The sequence below is a fragment of the Streptomyces sp. NPDC043876 genome (genome assembly GCF_056435825.1).
In genome coordinates this window covers 260,606-278,143 of sequence record NZ_JBWKDV010000011.1, presented here as the reverse complement: position 1 = coordinate 278,143, position 17,538 = coordinate 260,606, and the positions used below count along the sequence as shown (strand labels likewise).

General features: G+C 71.4%; 15 protein-coding genes. 4 read left to right on the top strand and 11 right to left on the bottom strand.

What is annotated here, in order from left to right:
• Positions 1 to 22: 22 nt before the first annotated feature.
• From AC0693_RS30725 to AC0693_RS30680, 10 genes are all read right to left on the bottom strand, one after another.
• The gene (locus tag AC0693_RS30725) at positions 23 to 1,510 is read right to left on the bottom strand and encodes an AlkA N-terminal domain-containing protein (protein ID WP_478803470.1); all 1,488 of its coding nucleotides are present in this window, start codon (positions 1,508 to 1,510) and stop codon (positions 23 to 25) included.
• Between the two features lie 138 nt (positions 1,511 to 1,648).
• Positions 1,649 to 2,542, bottom strand: a complete 894-nt coding sequence (gene pssA, locus AC0693_RS30720; protein WP_468466742.1) for a CDP-diacylglycerol--serine O-phosphatidyltransferase — start codon at positions 2,540 to 2,542, stop codon at positions 1,649 to 1,651.
• The gene (locus AC0693_RS30715) at positions 2,529 to 3,185 is read right to left on the bottom strand and encodes a phosphatidylserine decarboxylase (protein WP_356405007.1); all 657 of its coding nucleotides are present in this window, start codon (positions 3,183 to 3,185) and stop codon (positions 2,529 to 2,531) included. The genes pssA and AC0693_RS30715 overlap by 14 nt, the downstream gene beginning before the upstream one ends.
• A 187-nt stretch (positions 3,186 to 3,372) precedes the next feature.
• Positions 3,373 to 4,578, bottom strand: coding sequence for an acyl-CoA dehydrogenase family protein (locus AC0693_RS30710; protein ID WP_356405009.1), 1,206 nt, complete (start codon positions 4,576 to 4,578; stop codon positions 3,373 to 3,375).
• A 4-nt stretch (positions 4,579 to 4,582) separates the two neighbouring features.
• Positions 4,583 to 5,095 carry a MaoC family dehydratase gene (locus tag AC0693_RS30705; RefSeq protein WP_053681718.1) on the bottom strand — a complete coding sequence of 171 codons (513 nt, stop codon included), beginning with the start codon at positions 5,093 to 5,095 and terminating at the stop codon, positions 4,583 to 4,585.
• Positions 5,096 to 5,099: 4 nt separating this feature from the next.
• The gene (locus AC0693_RS30700) at positions 5,100 to 6,074 is read right to left on the bottom strand and encodes an HpcH/HpaI aldolase/citrate lyase family protein (protein WP_356405010.1); all 975 of its coding nucleotides are present in this window, start codon (positions 6,072 to 6,074) and stop codon (positions 5,100 to 5,102) included.
• Entirely contained in the window at positions 6,071 to 8,140 is a 2,070-nt protein-coding gene (locus AC0693_RS30695) for a protein meaA (protein ID WP_478803469.1), read from the bottom strand. Before AC0693_RS30695 ends, AC0693_RS30700 begins: the two co-directional genes overlap by 4 nt.
• A gap of 61 nt (positions 8,141 to 8,201) precedes the next feature.
• The gene (gene ccrA, locus AC0693_RS30690; RefSeq protein ID WP_356405014.1) at positions 8,202 to 9,539 is read right to left on the bottom strand and encodes a crotonyl-CoA carboxylase/reductase; all 1,338 of its coding nucleotides are present in this window, start codon (positions 9,537 to 9,539) and stop codon (positions 8,202 to 8,204) included.
• 442 nt (positions 9,540 to 9,981) lie between these two features.
• Positions 9,982 to 10,791, bottom strand: coding sequence for a TetR family transcriptional regulator (locus AC0693_RS30685; RefSeq protein WP_356405016.1), 810 nt, complete (start codon positions 10,789 to 10,791; stop codon positions 9,982 to 9,984).
• Between the two features lie 199 nt (positions 10,792 to 10,990).
• Positions 10,991 to 12,808 carry a 3-hydroxyacyl-CoA dehydrogenase family protein gene (locus AC0693_RS30680; protein ID WP_356405018.1) on the bottom strand — a complete coding sequence of 606 codons (1,818 nt, stop codon included), beginning with the start codon at positions 12,806 to 12,808 and terminating at the stop codon, positions 10,991 to 10,993.
• A gap of 353 nt (positions 12,809 to 13,161) precedes the next feature.
• Here AC0693_RS30680 and AC0693_RS30675 point away from each other — a divergent pair, with 353 nt between their 5' ends.
• Complete coding sequence (locus tag AC0693_RS30675) at positions 13,162 to 13,716, top strand: HEAT repeat domain-containing protein (protein ID WP_469317350.1); 555 nt, start codon at positions 13,162 to 13,164, stop codon at positions 13,714 to 13,716.
• A gap of 27 nt (positions 13,717 to 13,743) precedes the next feature.
• On the opposite strand, the gene AC0693_RS30670 is transcribed toward AC0693_RS30675, so the two are convergent.
• Positions 13,744 to 15,294, bottom strand: coding sequence for an alpha/beta hydrolase (locus AC0693_RS30670; protein ID WP_478803468.1), 1,551 nt, complete (start codon positions 15,292 to 15,294; stop codon positions 13,744 to 13,746).
• Between the two features lie 227 nt (positions 15,295 to 15,521).
• On the opposite strand from AC0693_RS30670, the gene AC0693_RS30665 reads away from it, so the two are divergent.
• The 3 genes from AC0693_RS30665 to AC0693_RS30655 form a co-directional block, all read left to right on the top strand.
• Complete coding sequence (locus tag AC0693_RS30665) at positions 15,522 to 15,968, top strand: SRPBCC family protein (protein ID WP_356405024.1); 447 nt, start codon at positions 15,522 to 15,524, stop codon at positions 15,966 to 15,968.
• A gap of 154 nt (positions 15,969 to 16,122) precedes the next feature.
• Positions 16,123 to 16,956, top strand: coding sequence for a M55 family metallopeptidase (locus tag AC0693_RS30660; RefSeq protein WP_468466825.1), 834 nt, complete (start codon positions 16,123 to 16,125; stop codon positions 16,954 to 16,956).
• A gap of 1 nt (position 16,957) precedes the next feature.
• A partial coding sequence (locus tag AC0693_RS30655; protein ID WP_478803467.1) for a M20/M25/M40 family metallo-hydrolase occupies positions 16,958 to 17,538 on the top strand: 581 nt, incomplete at its 3' end.

Here is a 17,538-nt window from a genome sequence, read left to right as displayed (position 1 = left end):
CGGGGTCTGCGGCGTGGCCGGGTCAACCCGGCAGGTGGTTGATCGGATGGTCGTCCGTCGCCCACAGGTACTGGACGGCGTACGCCCGCCAGGGCCGCCAGGCGGCCGCCCGGGCGGTCAGCGCGGCCGGCGTGGACGGCAGCCCGAGCCCCCGCGCGGCCCGCCGCACCCCGAGGTCGGAGGGCAGGAACGCGTCCGGGTCGCCCAGCGCCCGCATCGCGATCACCTCGGTGGTCCAGGGACCGAAACCGGGCAGCGCGCCGAGCCGGGCCCGCGCCGCTTCCCAGTCGCTGTCGATGTCCAGCGCCAGGGCCCCGTCGGCCAGGGCGCCGACCAGCGTGGTCAGGGTCGTGCGCCTGCTGCGGGGCAGGGCGAGCGCCTCGGGATCCAGCGCGGCCAGCGCCTCGGCGCAGGGGAAGAGGTGGGTGAGCCCGCCCGCCGGATCCGGATCGGTGACCGGCTCGCCGTACGCGCTCACCAGGCGGGCCGCGTGGGTGCGCGCCGCCGCCGTGGACACCTGCTGCCCGAGCACCGCCCGTACGGCGAACTCCGCCGCGTCGACGCTGCGCGGGACCCGGCGCCCGGGGGCCTTGTCCACCAGCGGCGCGAGCAGCGGGTCGCGGCGCAGCTGCTCGTCCACGGCCTCCGGGTCGGCGTCCAGGTCGAGCAGCCGGCGGCACCGGCTGATCGCGATCGTGAGGTCCCGCAGGTCGGTCAGGGCCAGCTGGCAGGCGATGTGGTCGGGCCGGGGGGCGAGGGCCACCACCCCGGTGCCGTAGGGCAGCCGCAGGGTGCGGCGGAACGCCCCGGCGCGCCACTCCTCCACCCCGGGCACGGCGGTCGCCGCCAGGTGCCCGAAGAGGTTGTCGGGGGTGAGGGGGGCGCGGAAGGGCAGCCGCAGCGAGAGCGAGCCGGGGATCCGGGGCTGCGGGGCGCCCCGGTGGGTCCTGCGCGCCCGCTGCCGCAGCTCCCCGGGGGCGAGGGCGAAGACCTCGCGCACGGTGTCGTTGAAGGTGCGGATGGAGGAGAACCCGGCGGCGAAGGCGATGTCGCCCATCGGCAGCTCGGAGGTCTCCACCAGCAGCCGCGCGGTCTGCGCCCGCTGGGCCCGGGCCAGGGCCAGCGGACCGGCTCCCAGCTCCGCGTTCAGCTGCCGCTCCACCTGCCGCGTCGAGTAGCCCAGGCGCGCGGCCAGCCCGGGGACGCCCTCGCGGTCGACCACCCCGTCCTGGATGAGCCGCATGGCGCGGGCGACGGCGTCGGCGCGGGCGTTCCACTCGGGAGAGCCCGGGCTGGTGTCGGGGCGGCAGCGCTTGCAGGCGCGGTAGCCCGCCTGCTGGCAGGCCGCGGCACTGGGCAGGAAGCTCATGTTCGCCACCTTGGGCGGCACCGCCGGGCAGCTGGGACGGCAGTAGATCCCGGTCGTCCTGACCGCGGTGAAGAACCACCCGTCGAAGCGGGCGTCCTTCGACCGGACGGCCCGTACGCAGCGCTCGGTGTCGGTGTGCATGACTCAAGGATCGGACATCGGCGGGGGCCCGGCTGGCGGTTTTCCGACATGGACCTCGGGCGCACGCGAAGGGCCCCGGTCGCCTGGTCGGCGGCCGGGGCCCTTCGTACGGTTGCGTCGCGCCGAGCGCGCCGCCGGTTACGGCAGCTGGCCGGCCCGTGCCTCGCGCCGGTTGTGGCGGAAGGTGTTGGCCCGCCGCGTGGTCGCGAACAGCGGGATGGTCGCCGCGAGGGCGATCTGGAGCGCGCAGCCGGTCTGGAGCAGGAGCTGACCGCCCGGGGCGTCGAACGCCCAGGCCGCCAGCAGCCCCATCGCACCGACGATCCAGCTGAGCATCGCCACCGCGAGGACGCCCCGGGGCTTCGGGTACTCGACCCGGCTCACCATCAGCCACGCCACCCCGATGATCGCCATCGTGGTCGGGATGAACGGCAGCTCCAGCAGCACGATCGAGACGACCGTGAGCGCGCCGAAGGGGCTCGGCATGCCCTGGAACATGCCGTCCTTCATCGTCACGCAGCTGAATCTCGCGAGTCTGAGGACGACGGCGAGCAGCACGACGATCGCGGCCAGCGCGGACACCCGCTGGTGCGCGTCGTCGGCGACCATGCCGTAGACGAGCACGAAGTACGCGGGAGCCAGCCCGAAGCTGATCAGGTCGGACAGGTTGTCCAGCTCCGCGCCCATGGGAGAGCTGCGCAGCTTGCGGGCCACCAGGCCGTCGCAGAGGTCGAAGACCGCGGCGAGCAGCATCAGTATCACGGCGGTCGCGGCGCTGTGGCGCGCCATGCCCGACTCGTCACTGCCGGTGAGGTGCGGGATGAGGATCCCGGTGGTGGTGAAGTACACCGCCATGAATCCGCACGTCGCGTTGCCGAGGGTGAGGGTGTCCGCTATCGACAGCCGCAGCGAGAGGGGCATCTCCTCGCCGTCGGTCTCCTCCTCGGCCTCGGGCACCCAGTCGGACCGGCCGGGGCCGGTCGTCGTGAGGTCCGCCCGGCTCGCCGGTGTTTCGGGATCAGTCACGGTCAATTCGAGTCACCCCCGCGGTGGTGGCCTGTCCGACCTCGACCGCGACCTCGACACCTTCGGGAAGGTAGATGTCGACGCGCGATCCGAAGCGGATCAGACCGATGCGCTCACCCTGCTCGACCTTCGTGCCGGCCGGCAGGTAGGGAACGATGCGACGGGCGACCGCTCCCGCGATCTGCACCATCTCGATGTCGCCGAGCTCGGTGTCGAAGTGCCACACGACGCGCTCGTTGTTCTCGCTCTCCTTGTTGAACGCCGGAACGAATCCACCGGGGATGTGCTCCACGGACGTCACCGTGCCCGCGAGGGGCGCCCGGTTGACATGGACGTTCAGCGGGCTCATGAAGATCGCGACCCGGGTGCGCCCGTCCTTCCACGGCATGATGCTCTGCACCACACCGTCGGCGGGCGAGATGACACGGCCCTGGGCGATCTCTCGCTCGGGGTCGCGGAAGAACCACAGCATGCCCGCCGCCAGCGCAGTGGTGGGCACGGCGACGGCGGCCCAGCGGCCGGACTTGCGGGCCCGGCTGAGGCTGAGCGCAGCGGTGGCGACGGTCGGCAGAAGCCACGGCGATGCTCCGCGCGCGAGGCGTCCACCGAGGAGGCCGACGCGAGGTGCAGAGGTTTGGCTGTGGGGCATGGATGACCTTCGTAGCGGGTGATTGCCGCGCCGCAAACTGGGGGACGGGACGGCGGCTTTACTGGAATGCTATCGGTTGCACGCAACAACTGGGCAAGCCAGAAGCCGAGTCGGTGTCCGTCGGCCAGTGACTGGATGTGACCTTTTCGCCAAAATGATTCGGACATTTCGGGTCGAAAAGGTGTTTTCAGCCCTGGAGTCGGTACTCCTCGAGCAGGCGTCGCCCAATGATCATTTTCTGGATCTCGGCGGTACCTTCACCGATCAGCAGCATCGGAGCCTCCCGGTAGAGGCGCTCGATCTCGTACTCCTTCGAGAACCCGTAGCCGCCGTGGATGCGGAAGGCGTCCTCGACCACCTCCTTGCAGTACTCGGAGGCGAGGTACTTCGCCATCCCCGCTTCGAGGTCGTTTCGTTCCCCGGAGTCCTTTTTGCGTGCTGCATTGACCATCATCGCATGGGCGGCCTCGACCTTGGTAGCCATCTCGGCCAGCTTGAACTGGATGGCCTGGTGCTCGGCGATGGCCTTGCCGAAAGTGTGACGCTGCTGGGCATATGAGACACCCAACTCGAAGGCACGCTGAGCGACGCCACAGCCACGTGCCGCCACGTTGACACGGCCGACCTCGACCCCGTCCATCATTTGGTAAAACCCTCGGCCGGTTGCCCCACCAAGGACCCGATTGGCCGGAATGCGCAGTCCGTCCATGATCATCTCGGTGGTGTCGACACCCTTGTAGCCCATCTTGTCGATCTTGCCCGGGATGGTCAGGCCGGGCCGCACCTCCCCGAAGCCGGCCTCCTTCTCGATCAGGAAGGTCGTCATCGACTTGTGCGGGGCGGTGCCCTCGGGGTGGCCTTCGTCACTGCGCACGAGGACGGCGACCAGCGTCGAGGTGCCGCCGTTCGTCAGCCACATCTTCTGGCCGTTCAGGACGTACTCGTCGCCGTCCCGCACCGCCTTCGACGTGATGGCCGACACGTCGGAGCCCAGCCCCGGCTCGGACATCGAGAACGCGCCGCGGATCTCGCCCGCCGCCATCCGCGGGAGGAAGTGGTCCTTCTGCTCCTGCGTACCGTGCTGCTTGATCATGTACGCCACGATGAAGTGGGTGTTGATGATGCCCGAGACGGACATCCAGCCCCGCGCGATCTCCTCCACGCACAGGGCGTAGGTGAGCAGGGACTCACCCAGGCCGCCGTACTCCTCCGGGATCATCAGGCCGAAGAGGCCGAGTTCCTTGAGGCCGTCGACGATCTGCTGCGGGTACTCGTCGCGGTGCTCCAGCTGGGTGGCGACCGGGATGATCTCCTTGTCGACGAACTCCCGGACGGTCTTGAGGATCTCCCGCTGGACGTCGTTGAGGCCGGCGGTCTGGGCAAGTCGGGTCATGGTGCTACTTCCCCTGTTCCTTCAGCGTGGGGCGGCCGGGCTGCTCGCCGCCGCGCTCCTTGATGTACGTCTCGGTCGGGACCATCACCTTGCGCCGGAAGACGCAGACGAGGGTGCCGTCCTGCTTGTAGCCCTTGGTCTCGACGTAGACGATGCCGCGGTCGTTCTTCGACTTCGACGGCGTCTTGTCCAGGACGGTCGTCTCGCCGTAGATCGTGTCGCCGTGGAAGGTCGGTGCCACGTGCCGCAGCGACTCGATCTCCAGGTTGGCGATCGCCTTGCCCGAGACGTCCGGCACCGACATGCCCAGCAGCAGCGAGTAGATGTAGTTGCCGACGACCACGTTCTTGCCGAAGTCGGTGGTGTTCTCGGCGTAGTTGCTGTCCATGTGGAGCGGGTGGTGGTTCATGGTCAGCAGGCAGAAGAGGTGGTCGTCGTACTCGGTGACGGTCTTCCCGGGCCAGTGCTTGTAGACCGCGCCGATCTCGAACTCTTCGTAGGTGCGTCCGAACTGCATGGTCCTAGCCCTCCGGGATCTCGAACTTGGTGGTGCGCCGCATGCCCGCCGCGCGGCCCTTGCCCGAGATGACCAGGGCCATCTTGCGGCTGGCCTCGTCGATCATCTCGTCGCCGAGCATCGCGGAGCCCTTCTTGCCGCCGGCCTCCGAGGTGCACCAGTCGTACGCGTCGAGGATCAGCTCGGCGTGGTCGTAGTCCTCCTGCGAGGGGGAGAACACCTCGTTCGCCGCGTCGACCTGGCCGGGGTGCAGCACCCACTTGCCGTCGAAGCCCAGCGCCGCGGCGCGGCCGGCGACCTCGCGGTAGCCGTCCACGTTCTTGATCTGGAGGAAGGGGCCGTCGATCGCCTGGAGGTCGTGCATGCGGGCCGCCATCAGGATCCGCATCAGGATGTAGTGGTAGGCGTCCGCGCCGTAGCCGGGCGGCTGCATGCCCACGACCAGCGACTTCATGTTGATCGAGGCCATGAAGTCGGCCGGGCCGAAGATGATCGTCTCCAGCCGCGGCGAGGCGGCGGCGATCGCGTCGACGTTCACCAGGCCCTTGGCGTTCTCGATCTGCGCCTCGATGCCGATCTTGCCGACCTCGAAGCCCATGGTCTTCTCGATCTGCGTCAGCAGCAGGTCGAGGGCCACCACCTGCTGGGCGTCCTGGACCTTCGGCAGCATGATGCAGTCGAGGTTCTGGCCCGCGCCCTCGACGACCGTGATCACGTCGCGGTAGGTCCAGTGCGTGGTCCAGTCGTTGACGCGCACGACCCGGGTCTTGCCGGTCCAGTCGCCCTGGTTGAGGGCGTCCACGATGGTGTGGCGGGCGCCTTCCTTGGCGAGCGGGGCGCAGGCGTCCTCCAGGTCGAGGAAGACCTGGTCGGCGGGCAGGCCCTGGGCCTTCTCGAGGAAGCGCGGGTTGGAACCCGGCACCGCGAGGCAGGAGCGGCGCGGCCGCAGCCGGTCGACCGGGGAAGAGGGCGTGGTCATGCGGGGACCTCCGTGCTTGCGACGTTCTCTAGTGGGTGGAGCTTGTTCGCCTTGCGGATCTCGTCGACGATACGGCCGATGATCTCCGTGATGCCGAAGTCCTTGGGCGTGAACACGGCGGCGACACCGGCCGCCTTCAGGGTGACGGCATCGGCGTTCGGAATGATGCCTCCGACGATGACGGGGATGTCACCCGCCCCCGCCGCCCGCAGGCGTTCGAGGACGTCCGGGACCAGCGCGCAGTGCGAGCCGGACAGGATGGACAGCCCCACGCAGTGCACGTCCTCGGCCAGGGCGGCCGCGGAGATCTCCTCCGGGGTCAGCCGGATGCCCTGGTAGACCACCTCGAACCCGGCGTCGCGGGCCCGTACGGCGATCTGCTCGGCGCCGTTGGAGTGCCCGTCCAGGCCGGGCTTGCCGACCAGCAGCCGCAGCCGCCCGGCGCCCAGCTCCTCGGCCGTACGGGCCACCTTGGCGCGGACCTCGGCCATCGGCGTGCCGGGCTCGGCCGTGACCGCCACCGGCGCCGAGGAGACCCCGGTCGGTGCGCGGAACTCGCCGAACACCTCGCGCAGGGCCGTCGCCCACTCGCCGGTGGTGACACCGGCGCGGGCGCACTCCAGGGTGGCCTCCATCAGGTTCTCGGTGCCGGCCGCCGCTTCCTTCAGGCGCTCCAGCGCCTGCCGGGTGGTGGGGAAGACGAAGGGGTCGCCCTCGCCCTGCCGGTCCGAGGACTCCTCGCGCTCGGCGCGCCAGCGGACGATGCGCTCGACGGTCAGCGCCTCCACGGCTCCGTCCACCGTCATGATCGCGCCGTCCAGATCGGCGGTCAGCGGGTTCGGCTCGGTCTGCTGGAAGCAGTTGACGCCGACGATCTTGTCCTCGCCGTCCTCGATCCGGGCCCGCCGCTCGGCGTGCGAGGAGACCAGCTGCGACTTCAGGTAGCCGGACTCGACGGCGGCCATCGCCCCGCCCATCTCCTGGATCCGCGCGATCTCCGCCATGCACTCGGTGACCAGCGAGTCCACCTTGGCCTCGATGACGTGCGAGCCCGCGAAGATGTCCTCGTACTCCAGCAGGTCGCTCTCCAGCGCCAGCACCTGCTGGATGCGCAGGGACCACTGCTGGTCCCACGGCCGGGGCAGGCCCAGCGCCTCGTTCCAGGCCGGCAGCTGCACGGCGCGGGCCCGGGCGTCCTTGGAGAGGGTGACCGCCAGCATCTCCAGCACGATCCGCTGGACGTTGTTCTCCGGCTGCGCCTCGGTCAGCCCCAGCGAGTTGACCTGGACGCCGTACCGGAAGCGCCGCTGCTTCTCGTTGGCGATGCCGTAGCGCTCCAGGGTGATCCGGTCCCAGATCCGGCCGAAGGCGCGCATCTTGCACATCTCCTCGATGAAGCGGACGCCCGCGTTCACGAAGAAGGAGATCCGGGCGACGACCTCGCCGAAGCGCTCCTCGGGCACCTGGCCCGAGTCGCGCACCGAGTCGAGGACGGCGATCGCGGTGGACATCGCGTACGAGATCTCCTGGACCGGGGTGGCCCCGGCCTCCTGGAGGTGGTACGAGCAGATGTTGATCGGGTTCCACTTCGGGATGTGGTTGACCGTGTACGCGATCATGTCCGTCGTCAGGCGGAGCGAGGGCCCGGGCGGGAAGACGTGCGTCCCGCGCGAGAGGTACTCCTTGACGATGTCGTTCTGGGTGGTGCCCTGGAGCTGCGCGATGTCCGCGCCCTGCTCCTCGGCGGCCACCTGGTAGAGCGCCAGCAGCCACATGGCGGTGGCGTTGATCGTCATCGAGGTGTTCATCTGCTCCAGGGGGATGTCCTGGAACAGCCGCCGCATGTCGCCCAGATGGGAGACGGGGACCCCGACCCGGCCGACCTCGCCGCGGGCGAGGACGTGGTCGGGGTCGTAGCCGGTCTGCGTCGGCAGGTCGAACGCGACCGACAGGCCGGTCTGGCCCTTGGCGAGGTTGCGGCGGTACAGCTCGTTGGACGCCTCGGCCGTGGAGTGGCCGGCGTACGTCCGCATGAGCCACGGACGGTCTTTCTGGCGCTCTGTCATCTCAGGCTGTCCCTTTGGCCCTTGAACGATCTCGGACGGATCAGACGGATCGGACGAAGGATCAGATGTCGCGGAAGCGGTTGATCGCTTCGAGGTGCGTCGCCCGCATCTCGTGGTCGCGCACGCCCAGGCCCTCCTCGGGGGCCAGCGCGAGGACGCCGACCTTGCCCTGGTGGAGGTTGCGGTGGACGTCGTAGGCGGCCTGGCCGGTGTCCTCCAGGGAGTACACCTTCGAGAGGGTGGGGTGGATCTTGCCCTTCGAGATCAGGCGGTTGGCCTCCCACGCCTCGCGGTAGTTCGCGAAGTGCGAGCCGATGATGCGCTTGAGCGACATCCACAGGTAGCGGTTGTCGTACTCGTGCATGTAGCCCGAGGTCGACGCGCAGGTGGTGATGGTGCCGCCCTTGCGGGTGACGTAGACGCTCGCGCCGAAGGTCTCGCGGCCGGGGTGCTCGAAGACGATGTCGATGTCCTCGCCGCCGGTCAGCTCGCGGATGCGCTTGCCGAAGCGCTTCCACTCCTTGGGGTCCTGGGTGTGCTCGTCCTTCCAGAACTTGTAGCCCTCGGCGTTGCGGTCGATGACCGCGGTCGCGCCCATCGCGCGGCAGATGTCGGCCTTCTCCGGGCTGGAGACCACGCAGATGGGGTTGGCGCCGCCGGCCAGGGCGAACTGCGTGGCGTAGGAGCCGAGGCCGCCGCTGGCGCCCCAGATCAGGACGTTGTCGCCCTGCTTCATGCCGGCGCCGTTGCGGGAGACCAGCTGGCGGTAGGCGGTGGAGTTGACCAGACCGGGGGAGGCGGCCTCCTCCCAGCTGAGGTGGCCGGGCTTGGGCATCAGCTGGTTGGACTTGACCAGGGCGATCTCCGCCAGGCCGCCGAAGTTGGTCTCGAAGCCCCAGATGCGCTGCTCGGGGTCGAGCATCGTGTCGTTGTGGCCGTCCGAGGACTCCAGCTCGACCGAGAGGCAGTGCGCGACGACCTCGTCGCCCGGCTTCCAGGCGTTCACGCCGGGGCCGGTGCGCAGGACCACGCCCGCCAGGTCGGAACCGATGACGTGGTACGGCAGGTCGTGCCGCTTGGTCAGCTCCGAGAGGCGCCCGTAGCGCTCCAGGAAGCTGAAGGTGGACACGGGCTCGAAGATCGAGGTCCACACGGAGTTGTAGTTGACCGAGGAGGCCATGACGGCCACCAGGGCTTCGCCCGGGCCGAGTTCGGGCACGGGGACCTGGTCCAGGTGCAGGGACTTGCGCGGGTCCTTCTCGCGGGTGGTGAGCCCCGCGAACATCTCTGCCTCGTCCTTGTGCACGGTGATCGCGCGGTAGGACTCGGGCAGCGGCAGGGCCGCGAAGTCGGCGGCCGTCGCGGCCTGCGACTGGATCGCGTCGAGGATGTCCTTCACGGTGGTGCCTCCGGCTGAGCGTTGAGGGAAACGCTGAGGGTTTTGTCGAAGGTGGATCAAGGGCGAGGTGGTGGAGCTGGGGGTGGAGCGGTGGCGCTGAGGGTGGAGCTGTGGTGCTGAGTGGCGCTGTTCGAGGTGTGCCGTCGGTCCGGCGGGGTGGTGCGTGGCCACGCGCGGGTGGCGCGGAGGGTGCCTGTGACGCAGGCGTCCGGGGCGCGCTCCGTGCCGTGGTGGGCGTGGATCGCGGGGACATCCGGACGAGATTCAACGTATGGCACCCCGTGTCACTCGGCAAGGCACTGCGTGCCAAAAACTTCTCTCATTTGCCGATTGACCTGCGCAGATGAGCGATGATCGATCAGAGTTACCGGCGAGTAGGGACAAGCTGGACAGAAAGAAAGGGCCGCCCCCGGAACGGGAGCGGCCCTTGTGACGGATGTCGCTATCTGTTGCGCAGCGCCTCTTCGATCGTCCGCATGACCTCGTCGAGCGGCGCGTCCGTACGGGCCACCGCGACCAGTACCTCGCCCTCGGTGCGGACCGCTGCGGGAGCCTGCGCCCCGGCCTGCGAGCGCCCCGCGCCGATCCCCGAACCGAAGGTCTTGCGCACGATCGAGAAGGCGTGGTCCAGCTGCCCCTCGACGTCGCCCTGGCCACCGGCCCGCAGCCAGCGCCGCAGCACGTGGTTGTGGGCGGTGACCACCGCGGAGGCGGCCACCTCGGCGAGCAGCGGATCGTCGTTCCCGGCGTGGTGGTCCTGCTCGTCGAAGTGGGCCAGCAGGTAGCGGGTGAAGAGCCGCTCGTAGCGGGCCACCGAGGCGATCTCGCGCTCGCGCAGCGCCGGCACCTCACGGGTCAGCCGGTAGCGCTCCACCGACACCGCCGGGGAGGCGGCGTACATCTTCATGACTTCCTTGATCCCGCGGCACACCGTGTCGAGCGGGTGCTCGTGCGCCGGGGCCACGTCCAGCACCGCCTCGGCCCGGGTCAGGGTGTCGTCGTGGTCCGGGAAGATCGCCTCTTCCTTCGAGCGGAAGTGGCGGAAGAAGGTCCGCCGCGCGACGCCCGCGGTCGCGGCGATCTCGTCGACCGTCGTCGCCTCGTACCCCTTGGTCGCGAACAGCTCCATGGCCGCGGCGGCCAGCTCGCGGCGCATCTTCAGGCGCTGGGCGGCCGCCCGGGTACCCGCGGCGCTCTCCGGGGCGTCGGAGGCCGAGGCGGCGCGGGGCGAGGTCTTGGCGGGCTGGGACATAGACCGAAAGTACTTCATGCGCGCGGGCGAGCGTGCCTGTGGGGCCCGCGACGGGGATGGATGCGGGGGAGGGCCCGCACTGGGCTCGGTGGGTGTGTCCCGCCGTGAGGGTCCGGCAGTCCCGAGCAGCCCTCCCCACGCATCCGGCTCGGATGCCCGCCGGCCGGGCCGTGGCTCACCGGCGGGGGTGCTCACCGGCTTACCGGCGGGCGTACTCACGGAAACCGCGGCCGGTCTTGCGGCCGAGGCAGCCCGCCGCCACCAGGTGCTCCAGCAGCGGGGACGGGGCCAGGCCCGGGTCCCGGAACTCCTTGTGGAGGACCTTCTCGATCGCCAGCGAGACGTCGAGGCCGACCACGTCGAGCAGTTCGAAGGGACCCATCGGGTACCCGCCGCCCAGCTTCATCGCGGCGTCGATCTCGTCCAGGCTCGCGTAGTGCTGCTCGACCATCTTGATCGCGTTGTTCAGGTACGGGAACAGCAGCGCGTTCACGATGAACCCCGCCCGGTCCCCGCAGTCCACCGGGTGCTTGCGCACCTTCGCGCAGATCCCGCGGACGGTCGCGTGCACGTCGTCGGCGGTCAGCACGGTCCGGACCACCTCGACGAGCTTCATCGCGGGCGCCGGGTTGAAGAAGTGCATGCCGATCACGTCCTGCGGACGCGAGGTCGCACGGGCGATCGCGATCACCGGCAGGGAGGAGGTGGTCGTCGCGAGCACCGCTCCCGGGCGGCACACCTTGTCCAGGGCCGCGAACAGCTCCTGCTTGACGGCCAGGTCCTCCGCGACCGCCTCGACGGCCAGGTCCACCTCGGCGAAGGCCTCCAGGGACCCGGCCGGGGAGATCCGGTCCAGGGTCCGTGCGGCGGCCTCCGCCGTCAGCCGGCCCTTGTCGACCGCGCGGGTGAGGGACTTGCCGATCGCGGCCTTGGCCGCCTCCGCCTTGTCCTGGCTGCGCGCCGCCAGCACCACCGAGTAGCCCGCCTGCGCGAAGACCTGCGCGATGCCACTGGCCATCGTGCCGGAACCGGCCACGCCGACCGTGGAGACGGGACGGCTGGAGGCGATCACCGCCCCGTCCAGCGGGGTCTGCAGGTCGCGCACGATGACCGGGCTGCCCTGGGCCTCGTACGTGTAGAAGCCGCGCCCGGACTTGCGGCCGGTCAGCCCGGCCTCCGCGAGGTGGCCGAGGATCGGAGCCGGAGCGTGCAGGCGGTCGCCGGAGGAGGCGTACATGGCCTCCAGGACGGTCCGGGCGGTGTCGACCCCGATCAGGTCGAGCAGCGCCAGCGGGCCCATCGGCAGGCCGCAGCCCAGCTTCATGGCCGCGTCGATGTCCTCGCGGGAGGCGTACTTCGCCTCGTACATGGCGGCGGCCTGGTTCAGGTAGCCGAAGAGCAGTCCGTCCGCGACGAAACCGGGCCGGTCGCCGGCCGACACGGGCTCCTTGCCCAGCTCGCGGGCCAGCGCCGTGACCGCCTCGACGGCCGCCGGTGCGGTGAGCACGCAGGAGACGATCTCGACGAGCTTCATCGCCGGGGCCGGGTTGAAGAAGTGCAGGCCCAGCACCCGCTCGGGGCGCAGCGACTCGGCGGCGAGCCGGGTCACCGACAGCGCGTTCGTGCCGGTGGCGAGGATGGCGTCGGGGCGCACGACCCGGTCCAGCGCGGCGAAGACCTGCTGCTTCAGCTCGTAGGACTCCGGGACGACCTCGATGACGAGATCGGCGTCCGCGGCCGCGGACAGCTCGCCGAAGGTGCGGAAGCGGGACAGGACGGCGTCGCGCTCCTGCTCGGTGAGCTGCTCTCGGGTCACCGAGCGGGCGGTGGCGGCGGCCAGCGCGGCGGTGGCCCGCCGGGCGGCGCTCTCGTCGATGTCGATGCCGATGACCTCACGGCCGGCCCGGGCGAGGACCTCGGCGATGCCGGTGCCCATGGTGCCGAGGCCGACGACGGCGATCGTCTGCGGGGAGGAGCCGCAGGAGGGCGGGGTGGGCTGACTGGACTGACGGTCCATCGCGGGACTCCAGTGAGAGTGACGACTGAGGGGAGGGCGCGCGTCGAAGGCGCGCCGGATGCCGTGCGGGGCGTGCGGCCGGTACGGGCCGGGGGCCCGGGCGGGCGGATGCCGTGCAGGGCGGTGCCGTGCGGGGCGGAGAGCGGCGGACCCTGTCCCGGGGCCGCGCCGTACGAAACATCGGTACCCGAGTGATCGGGACACCGGACCGACGGACACGGGGGCGGCTGCGTCACCAGGCCGCCCTCGTTCGTGTTGAGAAGGACAGTAACCCGTCGGTAACCGGTTGGCCAGAGCACGGGAGATGTGACGTACGCCTCTCACCCCCGCTCCCGCCGCCCTAGGGTGGGCGGGTGAACGTGCTGGAGCGGCTACGGGCAGAGGCGGATCAAGCGCCGGAGTACGAGGCGCTGTTGACGGCGCGGCCGGACGCGCTCGCGGCTTCGCTGACGGCGGCGGGCCGCCCGCTGTGGGCCCGCGAACTGGCGGCGTACCGGCTCGGGCTGGCCGGTGACCGGCGCGCCTTCGAGTCCCTGGTGCTGCTGCTCAACCACCGGGACCCGCCCCGCTGCGAGGCCGCCGCGCAGGCCCTCGCCGTACTGAACGACCCGCGGACCGCCCGGGCGGCGGCGGCGCTGGCCACCAACGAGCTGCGCACGGCCTACGCCCTGCACCCCGTCCGGCTCCTGGTCGCCCTGCGCGCCCCGGAATCGGTCCCCACCCTGATCGCCACCCTGGGCCGGCTGCTGGGTCCGCACGATCCGTACGGGCGGGTGGCGCTCGCCTGCGTGGAGGGGCTGGGCGCGCTCGGCGACCCGCGGGCCCGGGAGGTGCTGACCCGGGCCCAGTCGCTCCCGCGGCTCGCGGTGGCGGCGACGAAGGCGCTGCGGGAGCTGGACGCTCCCTAGCGGAGCGGCCCCGGCGCCCGGCGGGGTTCAGCCGCGGAAGCCCAGCATCCCGTGCAGGGCCGCGCCGCCCGCCGTCGGCGGCACCGCGCGGGTGGCCGCGGCCGGCTCGGGGTCGGGGCGGGCGGCGCAGGTCGCGTCGGCCGCCGCGCCCGTGGCCAGGTACGCCGCCAGCTTCTCGTCCAGGCACGTGTTGCCGCTGAGCGCGACGCCGTGGTTGCCGCCGCCCTCCTCGACGACCAGCGCCGAGTTCTTGAGCTTCTCGTGCATGCTCCTCCCGCCCTCGAACGGGGTCGCCGCGTCCAGGGTGGCCTGGAAGAGCAGCGCGGGCGGCAGCGCCGCGTTCGTGACGTCCGGCGCGTCGAGCGGCTCGGTGGGCCAGAACGCGCACGGCGCGTTGTACCAGGCGTTGTTCCAGGTCATGAAGGGCGCCTCGGCGTGCGTGCGCCACATGTCGGCGCGCCAGCGGTTCCAGTCCTTGGGCCAGGCCGAGTCCCGGCACTGCACCGCCGTGTAGACGCTGTAGCTGTTGCCCGCCGAGGGCTCCACCGCCCCGAACCGCTCGTAGGCGGCCACCAGCGGCTTGGTCTCGCCGCGCGCCGCGTAGCCGGCGAAGGCCTCCGCCAGGCCGGGCCAGTAGCCGTTGTAGTAGCCGCCCGGCATGAAGGTGTCCTCCAGCTCGGCCGCGCCCACCTTGCCGCCCGCCGGGGCGGTGCGCAGGTCCGCGCGCATGGCGTACCAGCGGGCTTCGACCGCCGCCGGGTCGGTGCCCAGGTGGTAGGTGGCGTCGTGGCGGGCCACCCAGGCCAGGAACGCCTTGTGGCGCGCGTCGAAGGCGCGGTCCTGGGCGAGGTTGTCGCCGTACCAGACGCCGCCCGGGTCGACGACGGAGTCGAGCACCAGCCGGTGCACGCGCTCGGGGTGCAGCTTCGCGTAGACGGCGCCCAGGTAGGTGCCGTAGGAGTAGCCGAAGTAGCTGATCCGCGGCGCCCCGAGGGCCGTGCGCAGTACCTCGATGTCGCGGGCGGCGGAGACGGTGCCGATGTACGGCAGCACGTCCGCGTGCCGGGCCTGGCAGGACGCGGCGAAGGACTTCACCCGGTCCAGGTTCGCCCGCTCCACCTCCGGGTCCAGCGGCACCGAGTCCGGGCGTACGGGCTTGAAGTGGTCCCCGCCGCAGTCCAGGGCGGGCTCGCTCTTGCCGACGCCGCGCGGGTCGAAGCCGATGACGTCGTACTGCGCGGCCACCGCCTTGGGGAGCGCGGAGGCGACGTACCCGGCCAGGGCGCGACCGCTGCCGCCGGGGCCGCCGGGGTTGACGAGCAGCGGGCCCTGGGAGGTCCTGGCGGTGTGCGGGACCCGGGTCAGGGCCAGCGAGATCTGCCGCCCGCCGGGACGCGCGTGGTCCAGCGGGACGGAGAGGGAGGCGCACTGCAGGGTGGGGTAGCGGGCCGTCTTGCAGTCGGTCCAGCGCAGCGCGGGACCGGCGGGGGCGGCGGCCGTGACCGGGGTGGCCAGGGCGGTGGCGACCGTGGCGACGGACAGCAGCACCGCGGCGCGCTTCTTCAAAGGGCGGATCATGGGGCCTCCCAGCCGAGGGTTCTGGCGGGAATCGTCCCGGAAGCGGTGCGCGGAAGCCGGGATTGTGCGGCGCGTTGGCCCGATCTGATGACGCCTCGGCGCCGGCGCCGGCCGCAGATGGAGTACCGGGGGCGGACCGCGGGCGGTCCCGGGACGGATTTGGGCGCCCGACCCGGAGGTGATTGGCTTGCGCGGGACGACGGAACACAACTGCTGGAGGAACAGCTATGGCGCAGGTCGAGGCCACCACGGAGCGGATCATCGCGGCTGACGCGGAGACCGTGTTCGACGCGCTGGCGGACTACAGCGGTACCCGGGGCAAGCTGCTCCCCGAGCACTTCAGCGAGTACGAGGTGCGCGAGGGCGGCGACGGCGAGGGCACCCTGGTCCACTGGAAGCTCCAGGCCACCAGCAAGCGCGTGCGCGACTGCCTGCTGGAGGTCACCGAACCCACCGACGGGCAGCTCGTGGAGAAGGACCGCAACTCCTCCATGGTGACCACCTGGACCGTGACCCCGGCCGGTGAGGGCCGGTCCAAGGCCGTGGTCTCCACCGTGTGGAACGGCGCGGGCGGCATCGGCGGCTTCTTCGAGCGCACCTTCGCCCCCAAGGGCCTGGGCCGCATCTACGACGCCGTGCTGGCGAACCTGGCCACCGAGGTCGAGAAGGCCTGACCTCTCCCGCGCGGACCGGTGGGCGGCCCTCGGCGGCTCACCGGTTCGAGTGGACGTCCCGCCCCGGCGCCCCGGCGCGCCGCGGGCCCGGCGCGGGCGGGGGCCGCGGATAGGCTGGGGCACCTGTGCCGTGACCGACCGCCCGGGGGCCCCGATGAAGATCCTCGTCTCCGCGGACATGGAGGGCGCCACCGGCGTCACCTGGCCCGCCGACGTGCTGCCCGGCACCCCCCAGTGGGAACGCTGCCGGGCGCTGTTCACCTCCGACGTGAACGCGGCGGCCCTCGGCTTCTTCGACGGCGGCGCCGACGAGGTGCTCGTCAACGAAGCCCACTGGACCATGCGCAACCTGCTGCTGGAACGGCTCGACGAGCGCGTGCAGATGCTCACCGGCCGGCACAAGGCCCTCTCCATGGTGGAGGGCGTCCAGCACGGGGACGTCGACGGGATCGCCTTCGTCGGCTACCACACGGGCGCGGGCGAGCCGGGCGTCCTCGCCCACACCTACCTCGCCAACTCCATCACCGGGGTCTGGGTGAACGGCGTCCGCGCGAGCGAGGGGCGGCTCAACTCCCTCGTCGTCGCCGAGTACGGCGTCCCCGTGGTCCTGGTCACCGGCGACGACCTGACGTGTGCGGACGCCGCCGGTTACGCGCCGCTCGCCCGGACCGTGGCCGTGAAGGACCACGTCTCGCGCTACGCCGCGGTGTGCCGCACCCCCGCCCGGACCGCCGCCGACATCCGCGCCGCCGCGAAGGCGGCCACCGCGCTCGCCGTGCGCCACGCACCGGCGGCCGACGGCCCCTTCACGGTCGAGGTGGAGTTCGACGCCGAGCACCTGGCGATGGCGGCGACCGTCGTGCCGGGGGTCGAGCGGAGCGGGGAGCGCAGGGTCGCGTACACCAGCGGGGCGATGTTCGAGGGGATCCGGACCTTCAAGGCGGTCACGACGATCGTCTCCGCGGCGGTGGAGGAGCAGTATGGGTGACATGGAACAGGTTCTTGACGCGACGGAAGCGACGGACGCCAGGGGCGCCACGGCCGCGGCGGATGCGACGCGGGGGCCGGGCGCGGCCGTCGACCGACGGGCGCTCGACGAGGTCGTCGAGTTCACCTCCGGTCTCATCCGCATCGACACCACCAACCGGGGCGGCGGCGACTGCCGGGAACGCCCGGCCGCCGAGTACGCCGCCGAGCGCCTCGCGGACGCCGGGCTGGAGCCCGTCCTGCTGGAGCGGACCCCGGGCCGCACCAACGTGGTCGCCAGGATCGCGGGCACCGACCCGGGAGCCGACGCGCTGCTCGTCCACGGTCACCTGGACGTGGTGCCCGCGGAGGCCGCCGACTGGAGCGTGGACCCCTTCTCGGGCGAGGTCCGCGACGGGGTGGTCTGGGGCCGCGGGGCCGTCGACATGAAGAACATGGACGCGATGGTCCTCGCCGTCGTACGGGCCTGGGCCCGGGCGGGCGTCAGGCCGCGGCGCGACATCGTGATCGCCTTCACCGCCGACGAGGAGGACAGTGCCGTCGACGGCTCCGACTTCCTCGCCCGGCAGCACGCGGACCTCCT

What these genes read in the sequence shown, in the direction of transcription:
- AC0693_RS30685 (WP_356405016.1), bottom strand. Translation starts at nt 10,791, where the DNA reads ATGTCCCAGCCCGCCAAGACCTCGCCCCGCGCCGCCTCGGCCTCCGAC.
- AC0693_RS30725 (WP_478803470.1), bottom strand. Translation starts at nt 1,510, where the DNA reads ATGCACACCGACACCGAGCGCTGCGTACGGGCCGTCCGGTCGAAGGAC.
- AC0693_RS30665 (WP_356405024.1), top strand. Translation starts at nt 15,522, where the DNA reads ATGGCGCAGGTCGAGGCCACCACGGAGCGGATCATCGCGGCTGACGCG.
- AC0693_RS30705 (WP_053681718.1), bottom strand. Translation starts at nt 5,095, where the DNA reads ATGCAGTTCGGACGCACCTACGAAGAGTTCGAGATCGGCGCGGTCTAC.
- AC0693_RS30680 (WP_356405018.1), bottom strand. Translation starts at nt 12,808, where the DNA reads ATGGACCGTCAGTCCAGTCAGCCCACCCCGCCCTCCTGCGGCTCCTCC.
- AC0693_RS30710 (WP_356405009.1), bottom strand. Translation starts at nt 4,578, where the DNA reads ATGACCCGACTTGCCCAGACCGCCGGCCTCAACGACGTCCAGCGGGAG.
- AC0693_RS30715 (WP_356405007.1), bottom strand. Translation starts at nt 3,185, where the DNA reads ATGCCCCACAGCCAAACCTCTGCACCTCGCGTCGGCCTCCTCGGTGGA.
- AC0693_RS30700 (WP_356405010.1), bottom strand. Translation starts at nt 6,074, where the DNA reads ATGACCACGCCCTCTTCCCCGGTCGACCGGCTGCGGCCGCGCCGCTCC.
- AC0693_RS30670 (WP_478803468.1), bottom strand. Translation starts at nt 15,294, where the DNA reads ATGATCCGCCCTTTGAAGAAGCGCGCCGCGGTGCTGCTGTCCGTCGCC.
- AC0693_RS30660 (WP_468466825.1), top strand. Translation starts at nt 16,123, where the DNA reads ATGAAGATCCTCGTCTCCGCGGACATGGAGGGCGCCACCGGCGTCACC.
- AC0693_RS30695 (WP_478803469.1), bottom strand. Translation starts at nt 8,140, where the DNA reads ATGACAGAGCGCCAGAAAGACCGTCCGTGGCTCATGCGGACGTACGCC.